This window comes from Pseudomonas sp. 01L34, assembly GCF_056400265.1.
This window is the reverse complement of record NZ_JBFTSX010000005.1, coordinates 430,940-448,349: the sequence shown is the minus strand read 5'-3', so window position 1 is coordinate 448,349 and position 17,410 is coordinate 430,940. Positions and strand designations below refer to the sequence as shown.

The 17,410-nt window shown below is 60.2% G+C and carries 17 protein-coding genes; 4 read left to right on the top strand and 13 right to left on the bottom strand.

All coding sequences use genetic code 11. The annotated features are described in order from the left end of the window. Positions 1 to 20 precede the first annotated feature (20 nt). The 9 genes from AC1DQM_RS17675 to AC1DQM_RS17635 all read right to left on the bottom strand — a co-directional run bounded on the left by AC1DQM_RS17675 (position 21) and on the right by AC1DQM_RS17635 (position 8,827). Positions 21 to 1,316 carry an MFS family transporter gene (locus AC1DQM_RS17675; protein WP_064619884.1) on the bottom strand — a complete coding sequence of 432 codons (1,296 nt, stop codon included), beginning with the start codon at positions 1,314 to 1,316 and terminating at the stop codon, positions 21 to 23. Positions 1,317 to 1,533: 217 nt separating this feature from the next. Then, positions 1,534 to 2,100, bottom strand: coding sequence for a protocatechuate 3,4-dioxygenase subunit alpha (gene pcaG, locus AC1DQM_RS17670; protein WP_018926873.1), 567 nt, complete (start codon positions 2,098 to 2,100; stop codon positions 1,534 to 1,536). 1 nt (position 2,101) lies between these two features. Further along, positions 2,102 to 2,806, bottom strand: a complete 705-nt coding sequence (pcaH, locus tag AC1DQM_RS17665) for a protocatechuate 3,4-dioxygenase subunit beta (protein ID WP_477746588.1) — start codon at positions 2,804 to 2,806, stop codon at positions 2,102 to 2,104. A 37-nt stretch (positions 2,807 to 2,843) separates the two neighbouring features. Then, positions 2,844 to 4,049 (bottom strand): 3-oxoadipyl-CoA thiolase, encoded by a 1,206-nt coding sequence (gene pcaF, locus AC1DQM_RS17660; protein WP_477746679.1) that lies wholly within the window; start codon positions 4,047 to 4,049, stop codon positions 2,844 to 2,846. Beyond that, complete coding sequence (locus tag AC1DQM_RS17655) at positions 4,046 to 4,825, bottom strand: CoA-transferase subunit beta (RefSeq protein WP_019580916.1); 780 nt, start codon at positions 4,823 to 4,825, stop codon at positions 4,046 to 4,048. The genes pcaF and AC1DQM_RS17655 overlap by 4 nt, the downstream gene beginning before the upstream one ends. Beyond that, a complete protein-coding gene (locus AC1DQM_RS17650) occupies positions 4,825 to 5,682 on the bottom strand; it encodes a CoA transferase subunit A (RefSeq protein WP_428632355.1) in 858 nt (285 codons plus the stop codon). The genes AC1DQM_RS17655 and AC1DQM_RS17650 overlap by 1 nt, the downstream gene beginning before the upstream one ends. 220 nt (positions 5,683 to 5,902) lie before the next feature. After that, positions 5,903 to 7,249: a 4-hydroxybenzoate transporter PcaK gene (gene pcaK, locus AC1DQM_RS17645; RefSeq protein ID WP_018926878.1), complete on the bottom strand. Its 1,347-nt coding sequence runs from the start codon at positions 7,247 to 7,249 to the stop codon at positions 5,903 to 5,905. A 288-nt stretch (positions 7,250 to 7,537) separates the two neighbouring features. After that, entirely contained in the window at positions 7,538 to 8,380 is an 843-nt protein-coding gene (gene pcaR, locus AC1DQM_RS17640; protein ID WP_007935836.1) for a pca regulon transcriptional regulator PcaR, read from the bottom strand. Between the two features lie 261 nt (positions 8,381 to 8,641). Beyond that, positions 8,642 to 8,827, bottom strand: a complete 186-nt coding sequence (locus tag AC1DQM_RS17635) for a hypothetical protein (protein ID WP_138866217.1) — start codon at positions 8,825 to 8,827, stop codon at positions 8,642 to 8,644. Positions 8,828 to 9,037: 210 nt separating this feature from the next. On the opposite strand from AC1DQM_RS17635, the gene AC1DQM_RS17630 reads away from it, so the two are divergent. Beyond that, positions 9,038 to 9,238 (top strand): hypothetical protein, encoded by a 201-nt coding sequence (locus AC1DQM_RS17630; protein ID WP_018926880.1) that lies wholly within the window; start codon positions 9,038 to 9,040, stop codon positions 9,236 to 9,238. Positions 9,239 to 9,615: 377 nt separating this feature from the next. Next, on the top strand, positions 9,616 to 11,091 hold the full coding sequence (locus AC1DQM_RS17625; RefSeq protein WP_018926881.1) for an inorganic phosphate transporter: 1,476 nt from the start codon (positions 9,616 to 9,618) through the stop codon (positions 11,089 to 11,091). A gap of 193 nt (positions 11,092 to 11,284) precedes the next feature. Here the strand turns inward: AC1DQM_RS17625 and ccoM are convergent, their stop codons facing one another. The 3 genes from ccoM to AC1DQM_RS17610 all read right to left on the bottom strand — a co-directional run bounded on the left by ccoM (position 11,285) and on the right by AC1DQM_RS17610 (position 12,153). Then, a complete protein-coding gene (gene ccoM, locus AC1DQM_RS17620; protein ID WP_018926882.1) occupies positions 11,285 to 11,401 on the bottom strand; it encodes a cytochrome c oxidase subunit CcoM in 117 nt (38 codons plus the stop codon). 144 nt (positions 11,402 to 11,545) lie between these two features. Then, positions 11,546 to 11,707, bottom strand: coding sequence for a hypothetical protein (locus tag AC1DQM_RS17615; protein ID WP_007935839.1), 162 nt, complete (start codon positions 11,705 to 11,707; stop codon positions 11,546 to 11,548). Positions 11,708 to 11,811: 104 nt separating this feature from the next. Next, positions 11,812 to 12,153 carry a hypothetical protein gene (locus AC1DQM_RS17610; protein ID WP_018926883.1) on the bottom strand — a complete coding sequence of 114 codons (342 nt, stop codon included), beginning with the start codon at positions 12,151 to 12,153 and terminating at the stop codon, positions 11,812 to 11,814. 229 nt (positions 12,154 to 12,382) lie between these two features. Between AC1DQM_RS17610 and rapA the strand changes: the two genes are divergently transcribed. Then, on the top strand, positions 12,383 to 15,229 hold the full coding sequence (gene rapA / locus AC1DQM_RS17605; protein WP_477746587.1) for an RNA polymerase-associated protein RapA: 2,847 nt from the start codon (positions 12,383 to 12,385) through the stop codon (positions 15,227 to 15,229). Positions 15,230 to 15,341: 112 nt separating this feature from the next. Here the strand turns inward: rapA and AC1DQM_RS17600 are convergent, their stop codons facing one another. Continuing rightward, a complete protein-coding gene (locus AC1DQM_RS17600) occupies positions 15,342 to 16,709 on the bottom strand; it encodes a spinster family MFS transporter (protein ID WP_256580779.1) in 1,368 nt (455 codons plus the stop codon). A 262-nt stretch (positions 16,710 to 16,971) separates the two neighbouring features. Between AC1DQM_RS17600 and AC1DQM_RS17595 the strand changes: the two genes are divergently transcribed. Then, positions 16,972 to 17,337, top strand: coding sequence for a YkgJ family cysteine cluster protein (locus AC1DQM_RS17595; protein WP_018926887.1), 366 nt, complete (start codon positions 16,972 to 16,974; stop codon positions 17,335 to 17,337). Positions 17,338 to 17,410: the final 73 nt, after the last annotated feature.

Sequence of the window (17,410 nt, the reverse complement as noted above, 5' to 3'; positions counted from 1 at the left end):
GTACGGCCCCCGCGGAAAGATCAAAGGTCGTTTTCCAGATACTTCGGCTGTTTCGGCAGACGCAGGCTGAACAGGAACGCCACCGCCATCATCACCGTCACGTACCAGTAGAACGAGTTTTCCATGCCTGCGGCTTTAAGGCTCAGGGCTACATATTCCGCCGAGCCGCCGAAGATCGCGTTGGCCACCGCATACGCCAGGCCTACACCCAAGGCGCGCACTTCTGGCGGGAACATTTCGGCTTTCACCAGACCGCTGATCGAGGTGTAGAAACTGACGATCGCCAGCGCCACGGTAATCAGCACAAACGCCAGGAACGGACTGCTGACACTTTTCAGGCTCAACAGGATCGGTACGGTGAACAACGTCCCGAGGGCGCCGAACCAGAGCATCGAATTGCGCCGGCCAATCTTGTCGGCGAGCATGCCGAACAGCGGCTGCATGCACATATAAAGGAACAGTGCACCGGTCATGATGTAGCTGGCGGTCTTGGCGTGCATGCCAGCGGTGTTCACCAGGTACTTCTGCATGTACGTGGTGAAGGTGTAGAAAATCAGCGAACCGCCGGCGGTGTAACCCAGCACGGTGATGAAGGCTGCCTTGTGATCGCGGAACAGCGCACCGATGCTGCCGGCATCCTTGCTTTCGCGCATTTCCTTACTGCTGGTTTCCTTGAGCGCACGACGCAGGAACAATGAAATCAACGCAGCCACTGCACCGACCACGAACGGAATCCGCCAGCCGTAGGCACGCAACTCATCCTCATTGAGGAACTGCTGCAGGATCACCACCAGCGACACCGCCAGCAACTGTCCGCCAATCAGCGTCACGTACTGGAACGACGCGAAGAACCCGCGCTGGCCCTTGAGGGCGACTTCGCTCATGTAAGTCGCGGTGGTGCCGTATTCGCCGCCCACCGACAAACCCTGCAGCAAGCGCGCGAACAGCAGCAGGATCGGCGCCCAGACACCGATACTGTTGTAGGTCGGCAGGCAAGCGATGAGCAACGAACCGAAGCACATCATCAGAATCGAGATCAGCATCGAATTCTTGCGCCCGTGCTTGTCCGCCAGCCGGCCGAAAATCCAGCCGCCGATGGGGCGCATCAGAAACCCGGCGGCAAACACGCCCGCGGTATTGACCAACTGCACCGTGGGGTTATCGGACGGAAAAAAGGCCGGGGCAAAGTAGATCGCACAGAAGGCATAGACGTAAAAATCGAACCACTCGACCAGGTTGCCGGACGAGGCGCCGACAATCGCAAAGATTCTTTTGCTGCGTTCTTCACCGGTGTAGACAGCTGTGGAGGTTGTCATTGTTTTTTCACTCTGTGGGGACCGTGAGAGTCTAGACATATTTCGCAACAGCTGTGGCGAGGGGGCTTGCCCCCGTTGGCTTGCGAAGCAAGCCCTAGACCGGTTGGCGCGACCTGTTAGGTAGATCGCGCCAACCGGTTTACGACTGCTTCGCAGCCGCACGGGGGCAAGCCCCCTCGCCACAAAAAAGCTCCTTGGTCAACAGAGCCCTCGCCACTCAATAGTCGAAGAACACCGTTTCCGCATCCGTCCCCTGCAGAATCACATTCCACTGATAAACACCCGCAGCATCCTGCTTCGCCAACAAGGTGCCACGACGTTCGGCAGGCACGCATTCGAGCAGCGGGTCCGCCACGTTGGCTGGCTCACCATCGAAGTAAATCCGCGTCAGCAAGTGCTTCACCAACCCGCGAGCAAACACCAGCACCACCAGGTGCGGCGCCTGGGTCGTGCCCTTCAGGCCTTCCACAGTGCCCGGCTTGATCGTGGTAAAACGAAAGCGCCCTTGCGCATCCACCGGCACCCGACCAAACCCTTCGAAGTTCGGGTCCAGGGGCTTGTCCTGATCGTCTTCGGGGTGGTCGTACTTGCCAGCGGCGTTGGCTTGCCAGACTTCGAGCATGGCGTCGTTGACGAAGTCGCCATTGCCGTCGACGACTTGCCCGGTGATCGCCACACGCTCGCCGAGGGTCTGTTCAACGGTCAAGTCTTCACGGTTCAGCCAGGTCAGGCCGATGTGGTAGTACGGTCCGACGGTGTGGGACGTGGTCGCGTTCAGCGTCATCTTATTTCTCCATCGGCGTGGCGTCGCGGCCGCGCAAAACGATGTCCCAACGATAAGCGAGGGCATAGGAAGGGATGGTTTTTTCCAGATCGAAACTGGCGATCAGACGCTCTTTGGCGCCGGTATCGGGCACGCAGTTGTAGATCGGGTCGTAGGCCAGCAACGGGTCACCCGGGAAATACATCTGGGTCACCAGGCGCGTCAGAATGCTCGGCCCGAACAGGGAGAAATGGACGTGCGCCGGACGCCAGGCATTGTGGTGGTTACCCCACGGGTAGGCGCCAGGCTTGATGGTCTGGAATTGATACCAGCCATCGGCGTCGGTCACGGTGCGGCCGGTACCGGTGAAGTTCGGGTCCATCGGTGCGTCGTGCAGATCGCGGGCATGGTTGTAACGACCAGCGGCGTTGGCCTGCCAGATCTCCACCAGAATGCCCGGCACCGGCAGACCGTCTTCATCCAGCACACGGCCGTGGATGATGATCCGTTCACCCAATGGCTCGCCCGAGTGCTGGGCGGTCAGGTCGTTGTCCCGCTCCTGAATACGCTCGGCGCCGATGGTCGGGCCGGTGATTTCCGACAGCGAATGAGGCAAAAACACCAACGGCTTGGACGGCGAGCGAAGGTTGGTGGATTGATAAGGAGGGTGCAGGTATTCCGGCTGAGTGCCCTCCTGCGGGCGACGGTAACCTGGTTTGTCAGTCATTGCGCTTTCCTCAATTCTTATTAGTCGCTTCTGTGCGTCAGACCCGTTCGATCGCCAGGGCCAGGCCCTGACCGACACCGACACACATGGTCGCCAAGCCTTTCTTGCCGCCCGTCTTTTCCAGTTGATGCAGTGCAGTCAGTACCAGACGCGCACCGCTCATGCCCAGCGGATGGCCCAAGGCAATGGCGCCACCGTTCGGGTTGACCTGGGCCGCGTCATCCGCCAGTCCCAGTTCACGCAGCACCGCCAGACCCTGGCTGGCGAAGGCTTCGTTGAGTTCGATCACGTCGAAATCGCTGACCGCCAGGCCCAGGCGCTCAGTCAATTTACGCACCGCCGGCACCGGGCCGATACCCATCACCCGTGGTGCGACACCGGCGCTGGCCATGCCGAGCACTTTGGCGCGGGCGGTCAGGCCGTGTTTTTTCACGGCTTCGGCCGAAGCCAGGATCAGCGCTGCAGCACCGTCGTTCACACCGGAGGCATTGCCGGCGGTGACGGTTTTGTCGGGGCCGTTGACCGGTTTGAGTTTGGCCAGGGTTTCGAGTGTAGTGTCGGCACGAGGATGTTCGTCCTGGCTGACCACTGTTTCACCCTTCTTGTGGGCAATGCGCACTTCAACGATTTCTTCGGCGAAAAATCCTGCGGCTTGCGCGACGGCTGTCCGTTGCTGACTGCGCAGTGCGAAAGCGTCCTGATCCTCGCGGGAAACCTGGTAATCGTCGGCCACGTTATCGGCGGTTTGCGGCATTGCATCGACGCCGTACTGGGCTTTCATCAGCGGGTTGATGAATCGCCAGCCGATGGTGGTGTCTTCCAGCTTCATGTTGCGCGAAAACGCCGCGTCCGCCTTGCCCATCACGAATGGCGCGCGGGACATCGATTCGACGCCACCGGCAATCGCCAGCTCCATCTCACCGCTGGCGATGGCCCGAAACGCAGTGCCGATAGCGTCCATGCCCGAAGCGCAGAGGCGATTGAGGGTGACGCCAGGAATGGTTTCCGGCAGCCCCGCCAGCAGCAACGCCATTCGAGCCACGTTGCGGTTGTCTTCGCCGGCCTGGTTGGCGCAACCGAGGAACACCTCGTCCACCGCGTTCCAGTCCACCGACGGGTTGCGCGCCATCAGCGCCTTGATCGGCACCGCGGCCAGGTCATCGGCGCGAACCGCCGACAGGCCACCGCCGAAACGGCCGATGGGGGTACGAATCGCGTCACAGATATAAACGTCACGCATCAGGCTTCTCCGGGTGCTTGGCCGTGGGCCGCCGCAGTGCGGGCTTCCAGATCACGCAGCGCGGTCAACTCGACTTCGGTTGGCTCGGCAGTGTTTTCAACGGTGTCGGCAAAACGAATCGGCCAACCGGTGGCCGCGATCACTTGCTCGCGGGTCACCCCTGGGTGCAACGCGGTGACCACGAATTCATGGGTGCCGGCTTCGGGTTCCATGATGCACAGGTCGGTAATAATGCCGACAGGACCGGCGCCCGGCAGGCCGAGACGTTTGCGCGAATCACCGCCCTCGCCATGACCAACCGAGGTAATGAAGTCGAGCTTGTCGACGAACGAACGCGCCGACTGCTTGAGGATGATCAGCACGCTCTTGGCGGAACCGGCGATCTCCGGCGCGCCACCTGCACCCGGCAGGCGAACTTTTGGCTGATGGTAGTCGCCGACTACCGTGGTGTTGATGTTGCCGAAGCGATCGACTTGCGCGGCGCCGAGGAAGCCGACGTCAATACGCCCGCCCTGCAGCCAGTAGCGAAAAATCTCGCCGGTCGGGACGACGGTGTCGGCGGTTTCCGCCAGCTCACCGTCACCGATCGACAATGGCAGTACGCTTGGCTTGGCACCGATCGGACCCGATTCGTAGATCAGGACTACATCGGGCGAGGACGTCAGTCGCGCCAGGTTGGCGGCTTTCGACGGCAGGCCGATACCAACGAAGCACACCGAACCGTTTTTCAGGCGGCGGGCGGCGGCGACGGTCATCATTTCATTGGTGGTGTAAGTCATTACTTGGCCTCCGAAGCAGCGGCCAGCTTGGCCTGGAACTCGCTGAAGTCAGCGCAGCCGTGGATGTACTCGTTGATCCACGCGGTGAAGGTTTCACGGTCGCGGGCAATCGGGTCCCAGGCCTGGTAGAAGCGGTTGTCACGCTCGGTGTAACCGTGGGCGTAGGACGGATGCGCGCCGCCCGGTACGTGGCAGACCGCGCTCAGAGCCCAGGTCGGCAGCACGCAAGCGTTCATCGGTGCGTTGAGGTCATCGACGACTTCTTCGACGGTGACGATGCAACGCTTGGCCGCCAGCGCCGCTTCTTTCTGCACCCCGAGAATGCCCCAGAGCAGCACGTTGCCTTGACGGTCAGCCTTCTGCGCGTGAATCACGGTGATGTCCGGGCGCACCGACGGCACCGCCGCCAGCACTTCGCCGGTGAACGGGCACGTGACGGTCTTGATCAGCGGGTTGACCTTCGGCAGGTCGGAACCGGCGTAGGCTCGCAGCACCGCGAACGGTAAGCCGGAAGCGCCCGCGACATAGGCATTGGCCAGGTCGGCGTGACTGTGCTCTTCGATTTCCAGCGCATGCGGCCACTGCCGCTCGACTGCGTCGCGCAGACGGTGCAGCGAACCGACGCCAGGGTTGCCGCCCCAGGAGAAAATCAGTTTGCGAGCACAACCGGCACCGATCAACTGGTCGTAGATCAGGTCAGGCGTCATCCGTACCAGGGTCAGATCTTTCTTGCCCTGGCGAATGATTTCGTGACCGGCCGCCGTAGGAATCAGGTGAGTGAAGCCTTCGAGCGCGACGGTATCGCCGTCGTTGACGAACTGCTTCACCGCGTCATGCAGCGAAAGGATTTCAGCCATGGGGCAGGCTCCCGTGTTGTTATGAACCGACAGTGTGGGAAAAAGGCGCCGATGCGCAGCGCCGGAATGACTGAAGATTAAGCCCCTGGAACAACCCAAACAATCCGATAATCGACTGAGTGTTCGTTTATCGAACAGATTGTTACCTCACTACCGATCCCAAAAAAGCATTTCAGATCGTTCCCACGCTCGGCGTGGGAACGATCACTCTCAAGCCGGATCAGGTCGCATCCGCATGGCTGACCATGCCCTTGATCACCACCGCCGTGGTCGCCAACGCGGCCGGAATCACCAGCGCCGTCAGCACCTGCTCGAAGTTCCAGCCCAGGCCCAGCAACGTCGCGCCCATCCACGCCCCGAGGATCGCGCCGAAGCGGCCAATCCCGAGCATCCACGACACACCGGTCGCCCGCCCTTGAGTCGGGTAAAAACGCGCCGCCAGCGACGGCATTGCCGATTGCGCACCGTTGACACACATCCCGGCCACCAGCACCAGGGTCGCCAGCACGGCGATGTTGCCCAGGCTCTGCCCTACCGCGTAGGCAAACACCCCGGCCAATAGATAGAAAGTACCGATGACCTTGTGCGGATTGAACCGGTCCATCGCCCAACCCACGCCCACTGCGCTCAACACCCCACCCAGCTGGAACAGCGCACCAATGAATGCCGCCTGCTCCATGCTCGCGCCGCTGTCACGCATCAGCGTCGGCAACCAACTGGTCAGCAGATAAACAATTACCAGGCCCATGAAGTACGTCAGCCACAGCAACAACGTGCCGGTGCTGTACGTGCCGGAGAAGATCACCGCGAACACATTGCGTGCCTTCACGGTTTTCTGTTCCGGCACGCTGAAGCTCGAAGCCTGGGCCACCAGCGCTGGGTCGATCGGTGCCAGGGCCTTGCGCACTTTGTCGGTACCGCGATTGCGCACCACCAGATAGCGCGCCGATTCTGGCAACCACAACAGCAAAACGACGGTGAGTATCAGCGGCAGAATCCCGCCGATCATCAACAGGCTGTGCCAGCCGAAGGCCGGGATCAGTTTGGCCGAGATGAAACCGCCCCCGGCCATGCCGAGGTTGAAGCCGCAGAACATGCTGGTCACCAGCAGGGACTTCTTGCGTTCCGGGGTGTATTCGGACAGCAGCGTGGTCGCGTTCGGCATGCCGGCGCCCAGGCCCAGGCCGGTGAGGAAACGCAGCACCAGCAGTTGATCGACATTGGTACTGTAAGCCGATGCCAGGCTGAACGCACCGAACAACAACACCGCGCCTACCAGTACGACTTTTCGCCCGAAGCGGTCAGCCAACGGCCCGGAACCCAAGGCGCCAAAGACCATGCCGATCAGTGCCGCACTCATCACCGGGCCGAGGCTGGCGCGATCGATGCCCCAGTCCTGGGACAATGCCGGCGCGATAAACCCCATGGCCGCGGTGTCGAGGCCATCGAGGAAGACAATCAGGAAACACAGGATCACCACCCGCCATTGGTAGCGCGAAATGGGTTGAGCGTTGATGAAGGACTGCACGTCGAGGCAGTTCCCTACAGCAGACTGAGGCTGGTTCATTATTTTTATTCCACGCAAAGAACGCAGTCGAACAAGTGCCAGCCGAGGCTGACGCTGTCACAAGAAAAGAAGGTCGGGATCAGGCGATCCGGTTTCGGCAGCTAAGCCGGTGGGAACAGCGACAGTGGGGAAACGTGCACATGACGATGCCTCTTCTCATTATTATTGGGTCGTCGTCCGGCAACCGGCCGAGGGCCAGCAGCGCCGGATGACGCTGCCGCGACATTAATGATCCGAGAGAAACAGCGTCAATTCGATAAACGCGACTCTGTGCGTTTATCGAACAGCTTAGGCGAACAGCTGCGCACTCAAGTCGCGGCTGGCACTCAACAAACCGGGCAGGAAACGTTGCTCCAGCTCGCTGCGGCTGACCCGGCCGGCATGGGTGCTGACGTTCAGCGCCGCCACTACCTGGCCAGAAGCGTCATACACCGGCACGGCAATCGAGCGCAGGCCTTGCTCCAGTTCCTGATCGACGATGCACCAGCCTTGTCGCCGTACTTCTTGAAGGCATTCGAGCAAGGCTTCGGGGGTATGCAGGGTGCGACTGGTCTTGGCTTGCAAGTCTGCATGGTCGAGGTATTCGCGCAGCGACGTGTCGTCCAGCGCGGCGAGCAGAATCCGGCCCATGGAGGTGCAATAGGCCGGCAAGCGCCCACCCACCGAGAGGTCGACGGAAATCAGCCGCTGGGTAGTCGCCGAGCGCGCAATGTACAAAATGTCATCACCCTCCAGCGTGGCCATGTTGCAGGCCTCGTGCAGTTGCTCGCTCATGCGGTCCAGGTACGGCTGGGCAGACACCGCCAGTGGAGTCGACGACAGATAGGCATGGCCCAGGGTCAAGACTTTGGGCAGCAGCGAATAGGTGCGCCCGTCGGTGGTGGCGTAGCCGAGCTTGATCAGCGTATGCAGGCAACGTCGCACAGCGGCGCGGGGAATTTCCGTGCGGTGGCTGATCTGTGCAATGGTCAGGTGCCGCTTGCGCTCCTGGAACGCTTGCACCACCGCCAGGCCACGGGCCAGGGAAGTCATGAAATCCGGGTCACCGGTCAGGGCCTGGATTCGCTTGGCGGGCGAGGCGACGATCGGCGGCGCCACTGAAGCGAAGGAATTGCGCATTTGATCGTTCATATCAGGTTCCCCACACGGATCAGCGACTATTACAAGCGGCCCCGGTCTGACACACAAGCCAGCGGCTGCCAGGATTGGGCGATTATCGAACCACAGGCCGATAATCGCAATCGTGCTGCGTACATTCAGCCATCCTGCTTTCACTCACCCACAATACGGTTGTTATTTTCGGTCACTGGTTTAAAGGAGAACGATGTAATAATTTGTCCGGCTTAATGGCGCCAGAAAGTCACCACTGCAACTGGCATCAGTCCACCGTAGTTACCGGCAAGTTGCGAGCAACAGAACAATCACACATGAGGAACTACTTTTAACTGCCAAGAGATAGTGTTCTTCGAATCGACCGCTATAATGCATTTCAGAGGCGACCGGTTTTTTTGTACCGATTCCGCCCGCCGGCAGCGCGATATCCATCGCCGCTGTCCGCAGCAAGCGCTTGACGCTCATTTAATATGTTCCGCCAACGCGCTCGCTGAAACAGGAGACTGATGCTGCGTCAGCTGTTTTTCTCTGGTGCCGTGGCCGCCTGCAACATTGAAGTATTGATTGTGCCGTGGGAACGATGTCGTATCAGGCATTGTCCTTTCGACGAGCATGGTCAATAGATCGATGCAGCGCGTTTCACCAGAATTAATCTCAACTCAATTAGGTAGCACTGTGACGAAAGACGAACTGCGCGCGGAACTTGAGCGCCAGGAACAACGTTACAAGGAAGTTTACGGCGGGGAAATCACCACCTACGCCGCTCAGCCCGAACCCGAACGCAAACCCTGGCGTAAACGCGCCACCGTTCAGGATCAGGCCTTCACCCAGGAATTGCAGAAGATGGAAAAGGAACTCAAAGCCGAAGAGCCATGACCGCCTCGACTTGAATCCTTTCAAGAGCCTGCGTCTGCACCCGTTAAAAACGGGTTGTATCGATGGTGCTTTTCGCGCCCGCTACAAGCGGGCAGCGGCTTCCTCATCCATTCGATGAGGCAAACGGCTCTTGCCTGACCTTCTTCTCAGATATTTCACACAAGCGTTCAAGCCTCTCGTCCCAACGAGAGAAACCCTTGTGGCAGCTGCCTTTCCAAGCGAATTCAATGACTTGTAGGCCCCTGAAAAACCCTGGGATTCAGGGGATTGCCACCCACTAATTCATTGAAGAATGTAACCGATGAGCAGCAAGTGCATCGATTATCAGTCTTTTCTGGCATAATCGCGCCCCCTTACGAACGGGTCAGAAAACCTTCATGATCGATTTATTCAGCGGACTGGATGCTTGGGTGCTTGTGAGCCTCTTGCTCGCCCTGGCCTTTGTCCTCGCCTTCGAGTTCATCAACGGCTTTCATGACACCGCAAACGCGGTGGCCACTGTTATCTACACCAAAGCCATGCCGCCTCATCTGGCGGTGTTCTTTTCCGGTGTGTTCAACTTCCTCGGCGTGCTGCTGGGCGGTGTGGGAGTGGCGTATGCCATCGTCCATCTGCTGCCGGTAGAACTGTTGATCAATGTGAACACCGGTCACGGGCTGGCCATGGTGTTCTCGTTACTCGCCGCGGCCATCACCTGGAACTTGGGCACCTGGTACTTCGGTATCCCGGCCTCCAGTTCCCATACGCTAATCGGTTCGATCCTCGGTGTCGGCCTGGCCAATGCCCTGATCAACGACATTCCGTTGGCCGACGGCGTGAACTGGCAGAAAGCGATCGACATCGGCGCGTCCCTGGTGTTCTCGCCGATGGCCGGCTTCCTCGTTGCCGCCCTGGTGCTGATCGGCCTTAAATGGTGGCGTCCGCTGTCCAAGATGCACAAGACACCGGAACAGCGCCGCAAGATCGACGACAAGAAACACCCGCCGTTCTGGAACCGTCTGGTACTGGTGATTTCGGCCATGGCGGTCAGCTTCGTGCACGGCTCGAACGATGGCCAGAAAGGTATCGGCCTGATCATGCTGGTGCTGATCGGTATCGTCCCGGCGCAGTTCGTACTCGACCTGGGCAGCACCACCTACCAGATCGAACGGACGCGCGATGCGACCCTGCACCTGAGCCAGTTCTACAAGCGCAATGCCGATACGCTGGGTGAATTCCTGGCCCTGGGCAAAAGCGTGGAAGGTGATCTGCCGGAGAAATTCCGTTGCAACCCGCAACAGACCGAACCGACCATCGCCGCCCTGCTCGACACCCTCAAGGGTGTAGCTGACTACCACTCGCTGCCGGCGGAAAGCCGCATCGAAGTGCGTCGTTACCTGCTCTGCCTGGACGACACGGCGAAGAAAGTCAGCAAGCTGCCTGGCCTCGCTGCCCGTGAAAAGGCTGACCTGGACAAACTGCGCAAGGACCTGACCACCACCACTGAATACGCTCCGTTCTGGGTGATTCTGGCGGTCGCACTGGCCCTCGGCCTGGGTACCATGGTCGGCTGGAAGCGCGTGGTACTGACCATCGGCGAGAAAATCGGCAAGCAAGGCATGACCTATGCCCAAGGCATGTCGGCGCAGATCACCACCGCGAGCATGATCGGCCTGGCCAACATCTTCAGCCTGCCCGTCTCCACTACCCACGTCCTGTCCTCAGGCGTGGCCGGCACCATGGTCGCGAACAAAAGCGGCCTGCAAGGCGGTACTGTCAGAACCATTCTGCTGGCCTGGGTCCTGACCCTGCCAGCCACCGTAGCCCTGTCGGCCGGCCTGTTCTGGCTAGCCTCCAAGGCACTGGGTAGCTGATACACCGCTACTGAAAAAGGCGCGTTCCATGAGGTTCGCGCCTTTTTTATTGCCCGCATTTCGGTATTAGATCGTTCCCACACTCTGCGTGGGAATGCAGCCCGGGACGCTCCGCGTCCCTTTCGATCGCACAAAAAAAAAGGGCGACCGAAGTCGCCCAAAATGCCTTGCGTGCTCATTGCTCCAGAAAGAACTACGGTTTTCTCCGCTTATGCGAATCCTTCCAGATAAAAAAACCAAACCCTGCAAAAAACAGAACCATGAGGCCGACTGTCAGCACTCCGGCGATCACCACGTTATCGAAAAACATGACTGGCCTCCTGCACATGCCCTGTTGCAATGGGGCTAAGTTAACCAATCGGGCAGGAGAGAAAATTGACCGGGATCAATGCCGCCCGAGACTGGGCGTAAAGGAAGGGAAATAACTGACCTGCATCAACGGATGCAGGGTGTTTCAACGCTTTTTCGGTTTGTTCTTCGGCTTTTTCTTCGCTTTACCCAACGGCATGGCCTGCTCAAATGCCTGGCGCACTTCGTTCAGGCGCTTTTCATTTAGGTCATGAACCCGTTTGGCACGTTCAGAATTGAGGTCGATCAGCTTGTCATCTTGGCTCATGGCGTTCAGTGCATCGCTTGGAAATGAATTCAGCTGCCGGCTAAAGGCGACAGGATTGCGCCAATAATGCGGTCTGGCGCGGGCGCTGACCAGTCTCCGACACTTCAGATCTCGATATCGACCCACAACCCCTGACGTGGCTGACTCTCCATCAACGGCACCACCGGCACGGTATTGTCGGCATTGAGCTCATTACCGGGGATCGCCAAATGCTCTTCAGGATCCTCATCGGCCTCGCGACGGCGCCGCTCCCGTTCCTGTTGCCGACGCTGCTCCTCGCGCAGCTGCAGGCCCGCCTCTTCCGGGTCGCGGTTTTGCAGGTCGATGGTGCTTTCATTGGAGCTTTCCTGCACCGACACCACGGGGGGAATATCCGGGCGCTGGCGGATCGGATCCTGCTGTGAAGTGATCGGCACGGCGCTCAAGGGGAGCATCGGTGGCAGCATATTTTTGGTCTCCTGTCAGCAGGCTGTCGGCTGCGGGGATGGCGACTTGAGCCATCGGTCGAAAACTTGTGACCCAACGCACAGACAGGAGCTGCCGAAGGCTGCGATCTTTTCAGGACTTGAAGATCAAAAGATTGCAACCTTCGGTAGCTCCTATTGAGTAATCCTTTGGCCCTGAAGGCTCATTCCGTTAAGATAGCCCGCTTTTTCAAGGTGGGAGTCAGGCAGCATGGCGCAGCAGTATCAACCGGGGCAACGCTGGATCAGTGACAGCGAAGCCGAGCTGGGTTTAGGCACCGTTCTGGCACAGGACGGCCGCTTGTTGACCGTGCTCTACCCGGCCACTGGCGACACTCGCCAGTATGCGCTACGGAATGCGCCCCTCACCCGCGTGCGGTTTTCGCCGGGTGACTCGATTACTCACTTCGAGGGCTGGAAACTGACCGTACAGGAAGTCGACGACATTGACGGCCTGCTGGTCTACCACGGCCTCAACGGGCAGAACGAAGTGGTCACCCTGCCGGAAACCCAACTGTCGAACTTCATTCAGTTCCGACTGGCGAGCGACCGTCTGTTCGCCGGCCAGATCGACCCGCTGGCCTGGTTCTCCCTGCGTTATCACACCCTGGAACACACCAGCCGCCAGTTGCAATCGTCGCTCTGGGGCCTGGGCGGTGTGCGCGCGCAACCGATCGCGCACCAGTTGCACATCGCCCGTGAAGTCGCCGACCGCATTGCGCCGCGGGTTCTGCTGGCCGATGAAGTGGGCCTGGGCAAGACCATCGAAGCCGGTCTGGTGATCCATCGCCAACTGCTCTCGGGCCGCGCCAACCGCGTGCTGATCCTGGTGCCGGAAAACCTCCAGCACCAGTGGCTGGTGGAGATGCGCCGCCGCTTCAACCTGCAAGTTGCACTGTTCGATGAAGAACGCTTCATCGAAAGCGATGCCACCAACCCATTCGAAGACACCCAGCTTGCCCTGGTGGCGCTCGAATGGCTGGTGGAAGACGAGAAAGCCCAGGACGCGCTGTTCGCCGCTGGCTGGGATTTGATGGTGGTCGACGAAGCGCACCACCTGGTGTGGCACGAAGACCAGGTCAGCCCTGAGTACTCCCTGGTGGAGCAGCTTGCTGAAACGATCCCGGGCGTATTGCTGCTGACCGCAACCCCGGAACAACTGGGCCAGGACAGCCACTTCGCCCGTCTGCGCCTGCTCGACCCGAATCGTTTCCATGACCTGCATGCCTTCCGCGCCGAGAGCGAAAACTATCGCCCGGTGGCCGAAGCCGTTCAGGAGTTGCTGGACAAAGGACGCCTGTCGCCTGAAGCGCACAAGACCATTCACGGCTTCCTCGGCAACGAAGGCGAAGCCCTGCTGAGCGCAGTCAACGATGGCGATACCGAAGCCAGCGCCCGTCTGGTCCGTGAACTGCTGGACCGCCATGGCACTGGCCGCGTGCTGTTCCGTAATACCCGCGCCGCCGTGCAGGGTTTCCCGGAGCGTAAGCTGCACCCGTACCCGCTGCCGTGCCCGGCCGAGTACCTCGAACTGCCGTTGGGCGATCACATCGAGCTGTACCCGGAAGTCAGCTTCCAGTCCCAGCCGGACGCCAACGAAGAAGAACGCTGGTGGAAATTCGATCCGCGCGTCGAGTGGCTGATCGACACCCTGAAAATGCTCAAGCGCACCAAAGTGCTGGTGATCTGTGCCCACGCCGAAACCGCCATGGACCTGGAAGACGCCCTGCGCGTGCGTTCCGGCATTCCGGCCACGGTGTTCCACGAAGGCATGAACATCCTTGAGCGTGACCGCGCCGCCGCCTACTTCGCCGACGAAGAATTCGGCGCCCAGGTGCTGATCTGCTCGGAAATCGGCAGTGAAGGCCGTAACTTCCAGTTCTCGCACCATCTGGTGCTGTTCGACCTGCCGTCGCACCCGGACCTGCTGGAGCAACGCATCGGTCGTCTCGACCGGATCGGCCAGAAGCACGTCATCGAACTGCACGTGCCGTACCTGGAAACCAGCCCGCAAGAGCGGCTGTTCCAGTGGTACCACGAAGCGCTGAACGCATTCCTCAACACCTGCCCGACCGGCAACGCCTTGCAGCATCAGTTCGGCCCGCGCCTGCTGCCGCTGCTGGAAGAGACCGACGATGGCGAGTGGAAAGCACTGATCGACGAGGCCCGCGCCGAGCGTGAGCGTCTGGAAGACGAACTGCACACCGGTCGCGACCGCTTGCTGGAACTCAACTCCGGCGGCGCGGGTGAAGGCGATGCGCTGGTCGAAGCGATTCTCGAACAGGACGATCAGTTCGCCCTGCCGATCTACATGGAAACCCTGTTCGACGCCTTCGGCATCGACAGCGAAGACCATTCGGAAAACGCGCTGATCCTCAAGCCCAGCGAAAAAATGCTCGACGCCAGCTTCCCGCTGGGCGACGACGAAGGCGTGACCATCACCTACGACCGCAACCAGGCGCTGTCTCGTGAAGACATGCAGTTCATCACCTGGGAACACCCGATGGTTCAGGGTGGCATGGACCTGGTGTTGTCCGGCTCGATGGGCAACACCGCCGTGGCGCTGATCAAGAACAAGGCGCTGAAACCGGGCACCGTGTTGCTGGAACTGCTCTACGTCAGCGAAGTGGTTGCCCCGCGTTCGCTGCAACTGGGCCGTTACCTGCCGCCGGCCGCCCTGCGCTGCCTGCTCGACGCCAATGGCAATGACCTGTCGGCCCGGGTGTCGTTCGAAACCCTGAACGATCAACTGGAAAGCGTGCCCCGCGCCAGCGCCAACAAGTTCATCCAGGCCCAGCGCGACCAGCTGACGCCACGGATCAACGCCGGCGAAGAGAAGATCACCCCGCGTCACGCCGAGCGCGTGGCCGAGGCACAACGTCGCCTGGCGGCCGATACCGACGAAGAACTGGCGCGCCTGACCGCCTTGCAAGCGGTCAACCCGACCGTGCGCGACAGCGAACTGGTTGCCCTGCGCAAGCAGCGCGAGCAAGGCCTGGCCATGCTCGACAAAGCGGCATTGCGACTGGAAGCGATTCGGGTGTTGGTAGCGGGCTAAACCGCCCTGCTCCATCGCCAAAAATGAAAAGGCCCGCAGCGATGCGGGCCTTTTTGTTTGCCTTGTCCCGCCCGCCGATCATTCCCACGCAGAGCGTGGGAACGATCAATCCTCAGGCCGTGACCGCAGCACCCTTTGGCTCAACCACTGCCACCAGCCCTTCCTTCATCCGCTTCGCATCCCGCACAAAACACCGCGATGCCAAAAACAGAAACACCATGGTGAAAAACAGCGCCACCGGGATCAGGTACATCGCGTCATGCAGGCCGACAGCCTTGAATGCCTCGGTCATCTGCTCGGCACCCGCCGAGAGCATCGCGGTATGGGCGAAGTGATCGGACAGACCGCCCACCACCACCGGCCCCAAACCACCGCCCAACAGATACAACCCGGCAAAGAACAACGCCATCGCCGTCGCCCGCAGGCGTGGTTCGACCACGTCCTGAATCGCCGTGTACACGCAGGTGTAGAAGTTGTAGGCGAATAACCACCCCAGGCTGAACACCGCGACAAATACCCCGATCTCGATCCGCCCGGCATGCAGCGCCCAAGCCGTGCACAACGTCGAAATGATCAGGCTGAACGCGGCGAACAGCAGTCGCCCGTTGGCCACCCGCTGGTGAATCTTGTCGGCAATCCATCCGCCTAATGTCAGGCCGAACAACCCGGTCACTCCGACGATCACTCCGGTCGCCACCGCCGCGTCCTGTAACGGCATCAGAAAATAACGCTGCAGCATCGGCACCAGAAACGAGTTGCAGGCATAGGTGGCGAAGTTGAAACAAAGCCCCGCCATCACCAGCCACAGAAAAGTCGGCACCGCCAGCACTCGACGGATCGGCCGATCCACACGCTCCTGTGAAACCTGCACGCTTTCCGCCGCGCCACGTTTCGGCTCTTTGATGAAGAACATGAAGACCGCCAGGATCAACCCCGGCACCGCCGCGATAAAGAACGGCGCACGCCAGCTGTCGAACGCCTTCACCATCGCACCAATGGTGAAGAACGCCAGCAGCAGGCCCAGCGGCAAGCCGAGCATGAAAATGCCCATGGCCCGCGCCCGACGATGCGCCGGGAACAAGTCGCCGATCAGCGAGTTGGCAGCCGGCGCGTAACTGGCTTCACCGATGCCGATGCCCATCCGCACGATCAGGAAACTCCAGAAACTGCCCACCAACCCGTTGACCGCGGTCAGCCCGCTCCATGCCGCCAGGCCCCAGCCCATCAGTTTGCTGCGCGAGCCAGTATCGGCCAATCGCCCCAGAGGCAGGCCGGCAATGGCGTAAACGATGGTGAATGCAGTCCCGATGATCCCCAGCTGAAAGTCGCTGAGGTGCCACTCCATGCGGATCGGCTCGATGATGATCGCCGGAATGGTGCGATCGAAGAAGTTGAACAGGTTGGCCAGGAACAACAGGAACAGAATGCGCCAGGCATTCGCCGCTTGGGTCGAGTTCTGCATGGGTCCGTCTCTTTTTATTGTTGTTGGGGCCGTCACTGTCCCCGGAACCTCCAATCTAGTCAGGCCCGTCAGGGCTGTCTGTCATTATTCGCAAGGCTGATATCAGCCCATGGCGCCACACATAACCTGTGGGATCAGTGCTGTCAGGAAGCCAGGTTTTTCACCATCAGTCGCAGGCTGGAAAAATACCTCTGCGCCCCCCTTCCCAACGGCATGGCGAAGCCTAGAATAGCGGCCTTGTCTGCCCACCCCGTTCCCATTCCTCCTTTGATCATTGCCCATGTCCGAAGCCAGTCCGTGTCTGAATTGCGGTGCCTGCTGTTCTCATTTCCGCGTGTCTTTTTTCTGGGGTGAATGCACCTCGGCCGGGGGCACGGTGCCTGACGAACTGGTCACGTCCATCAGCCCCAGCCGGGTGGCCATGCTGGGCACAGACTGCAAACCTGTTCGCTGTGTCGGTCTGGTGGGTGAAGTGGGCAGCACCGTGCAGTGCTCGATTTACGATCAGCGCTCCAGCACTTGTCGGGAGTTCGACGCCTCTTGGGCCAATGGCGAGGCGAACGTGGATTGCGATGCGGCACGGGCCGCGTTCGGGCTGCCCGCCCTGCAACCTGAATTCGAAACGCCTTTTGAGCAGATCGCCTAAGGCTTGGCAGCGACCGCAATCAAGCCATTCGAAAAATATTTGACATCATTGCGCTATCATCCCTTGCGCTCCG

Excerpts from the sequence above, each read along its gene's own strand:
- pcaR (WP_007935836.1), bottom strand. The coding sequence starts at position 8,380 with ATGAACGATCAAATGCGCAATTCCTTCGCTTCAGTGGCGCCGCCGATC.
- pcaG (WP_018926873.1), bottom strand. The coding sequence starts at position 2,100 with ATGACGCTGAACGCGACCACGTCCCACACCGTCGGACCGTACTACCAC.
- pcaH (WP_477746588.1), bottom strand. The coding sequence starts at position 2,806 with ATGACTGACAAACCAGGTTACCGTCGCCCGCAGGAGGGCACTCAGCCG.
- AC1DQM_RS17635 (WP_138866217.1), bottom strand. The coding sequence starts at position 8,827 with ATGAGCGTCAAGCGCTTGCTGCGGACAGCGGCGATGGATATCGCGCTG.
- rapA (WP_477746587.1), top strand. The coding sequence starts at position 12,383 with ATGGCGCAGCAGTATCAACCGGGGCAACGCTGGATCAGTGACAGCGAA.
- pcaK (WP_018926878.1), bottom strand. The coding sequence starts at position 7,249 with ATGAACCAGCCTCAGTCTGCTGTAGGGAACTGCCTCGACGTGCAGTCC.
- AC1DQM_RS17615 (WP_007935839.1), bottom strand. The coding sequence starts at position 11,707 with ATGAGCCAAGATGACAAGCTGATCGACCTCAATTCTGAACGTGCCAAA.
- AC1DQM_RS17595 (WP_018926887.1), top strand. The coding sequence starts at position 16,972 with ATGTCCGAAGCCAGTCCGTGTCTGAATTGCGGTGCCTGCTGTTCTCAT.
- AC1DQM_RS17655 (WP_019580916.1), bottom strand. The coding sequence starts at position 4,825 with ATGACTTACACCACCAATGAAATGATGACCGTCGCCGCCGCCCGCCGC.
- ccoM (WP_018926882.1), bottom strand. The coding sequence starts at position 11,401 with ATGTTTTTCGATAACGTGGTGATCGCCGGAGTGCTGACAGTCGGCCTC.
- AC1DQM_RS17650 (WP_428632355.1), bottom strand. The coding sequence starts at position 5,682 with ATGGCTGAAATCCTTTCGCTGCATGACGCGGTGAAGCAGTTCGTCAAC.
- AC1DQM_RS17625 (WP_018926881.1), top strand. The coding sequence starts at position 9,616 with ATGATCGATTTATTCAGCGGACTGGATGCTTGGGTGCTTGTGAGCCTC.
- AC1DQM_RS17675 (WP_064619884.1), bottom strand. The coding sequence starts at position 1,316 with ATGACAACCTCCACAGCTGTCTACACCGGTGAAGAACGCAGCAAAAGA.
- AC1DQM_RS17610 (WP_018926883.1), bottom strand. The coding sequence starts at position 12,153 with ATGCTGCCACCGATGCTCCCCTTGAGCGCCGTGCCGATCACTTCACAG.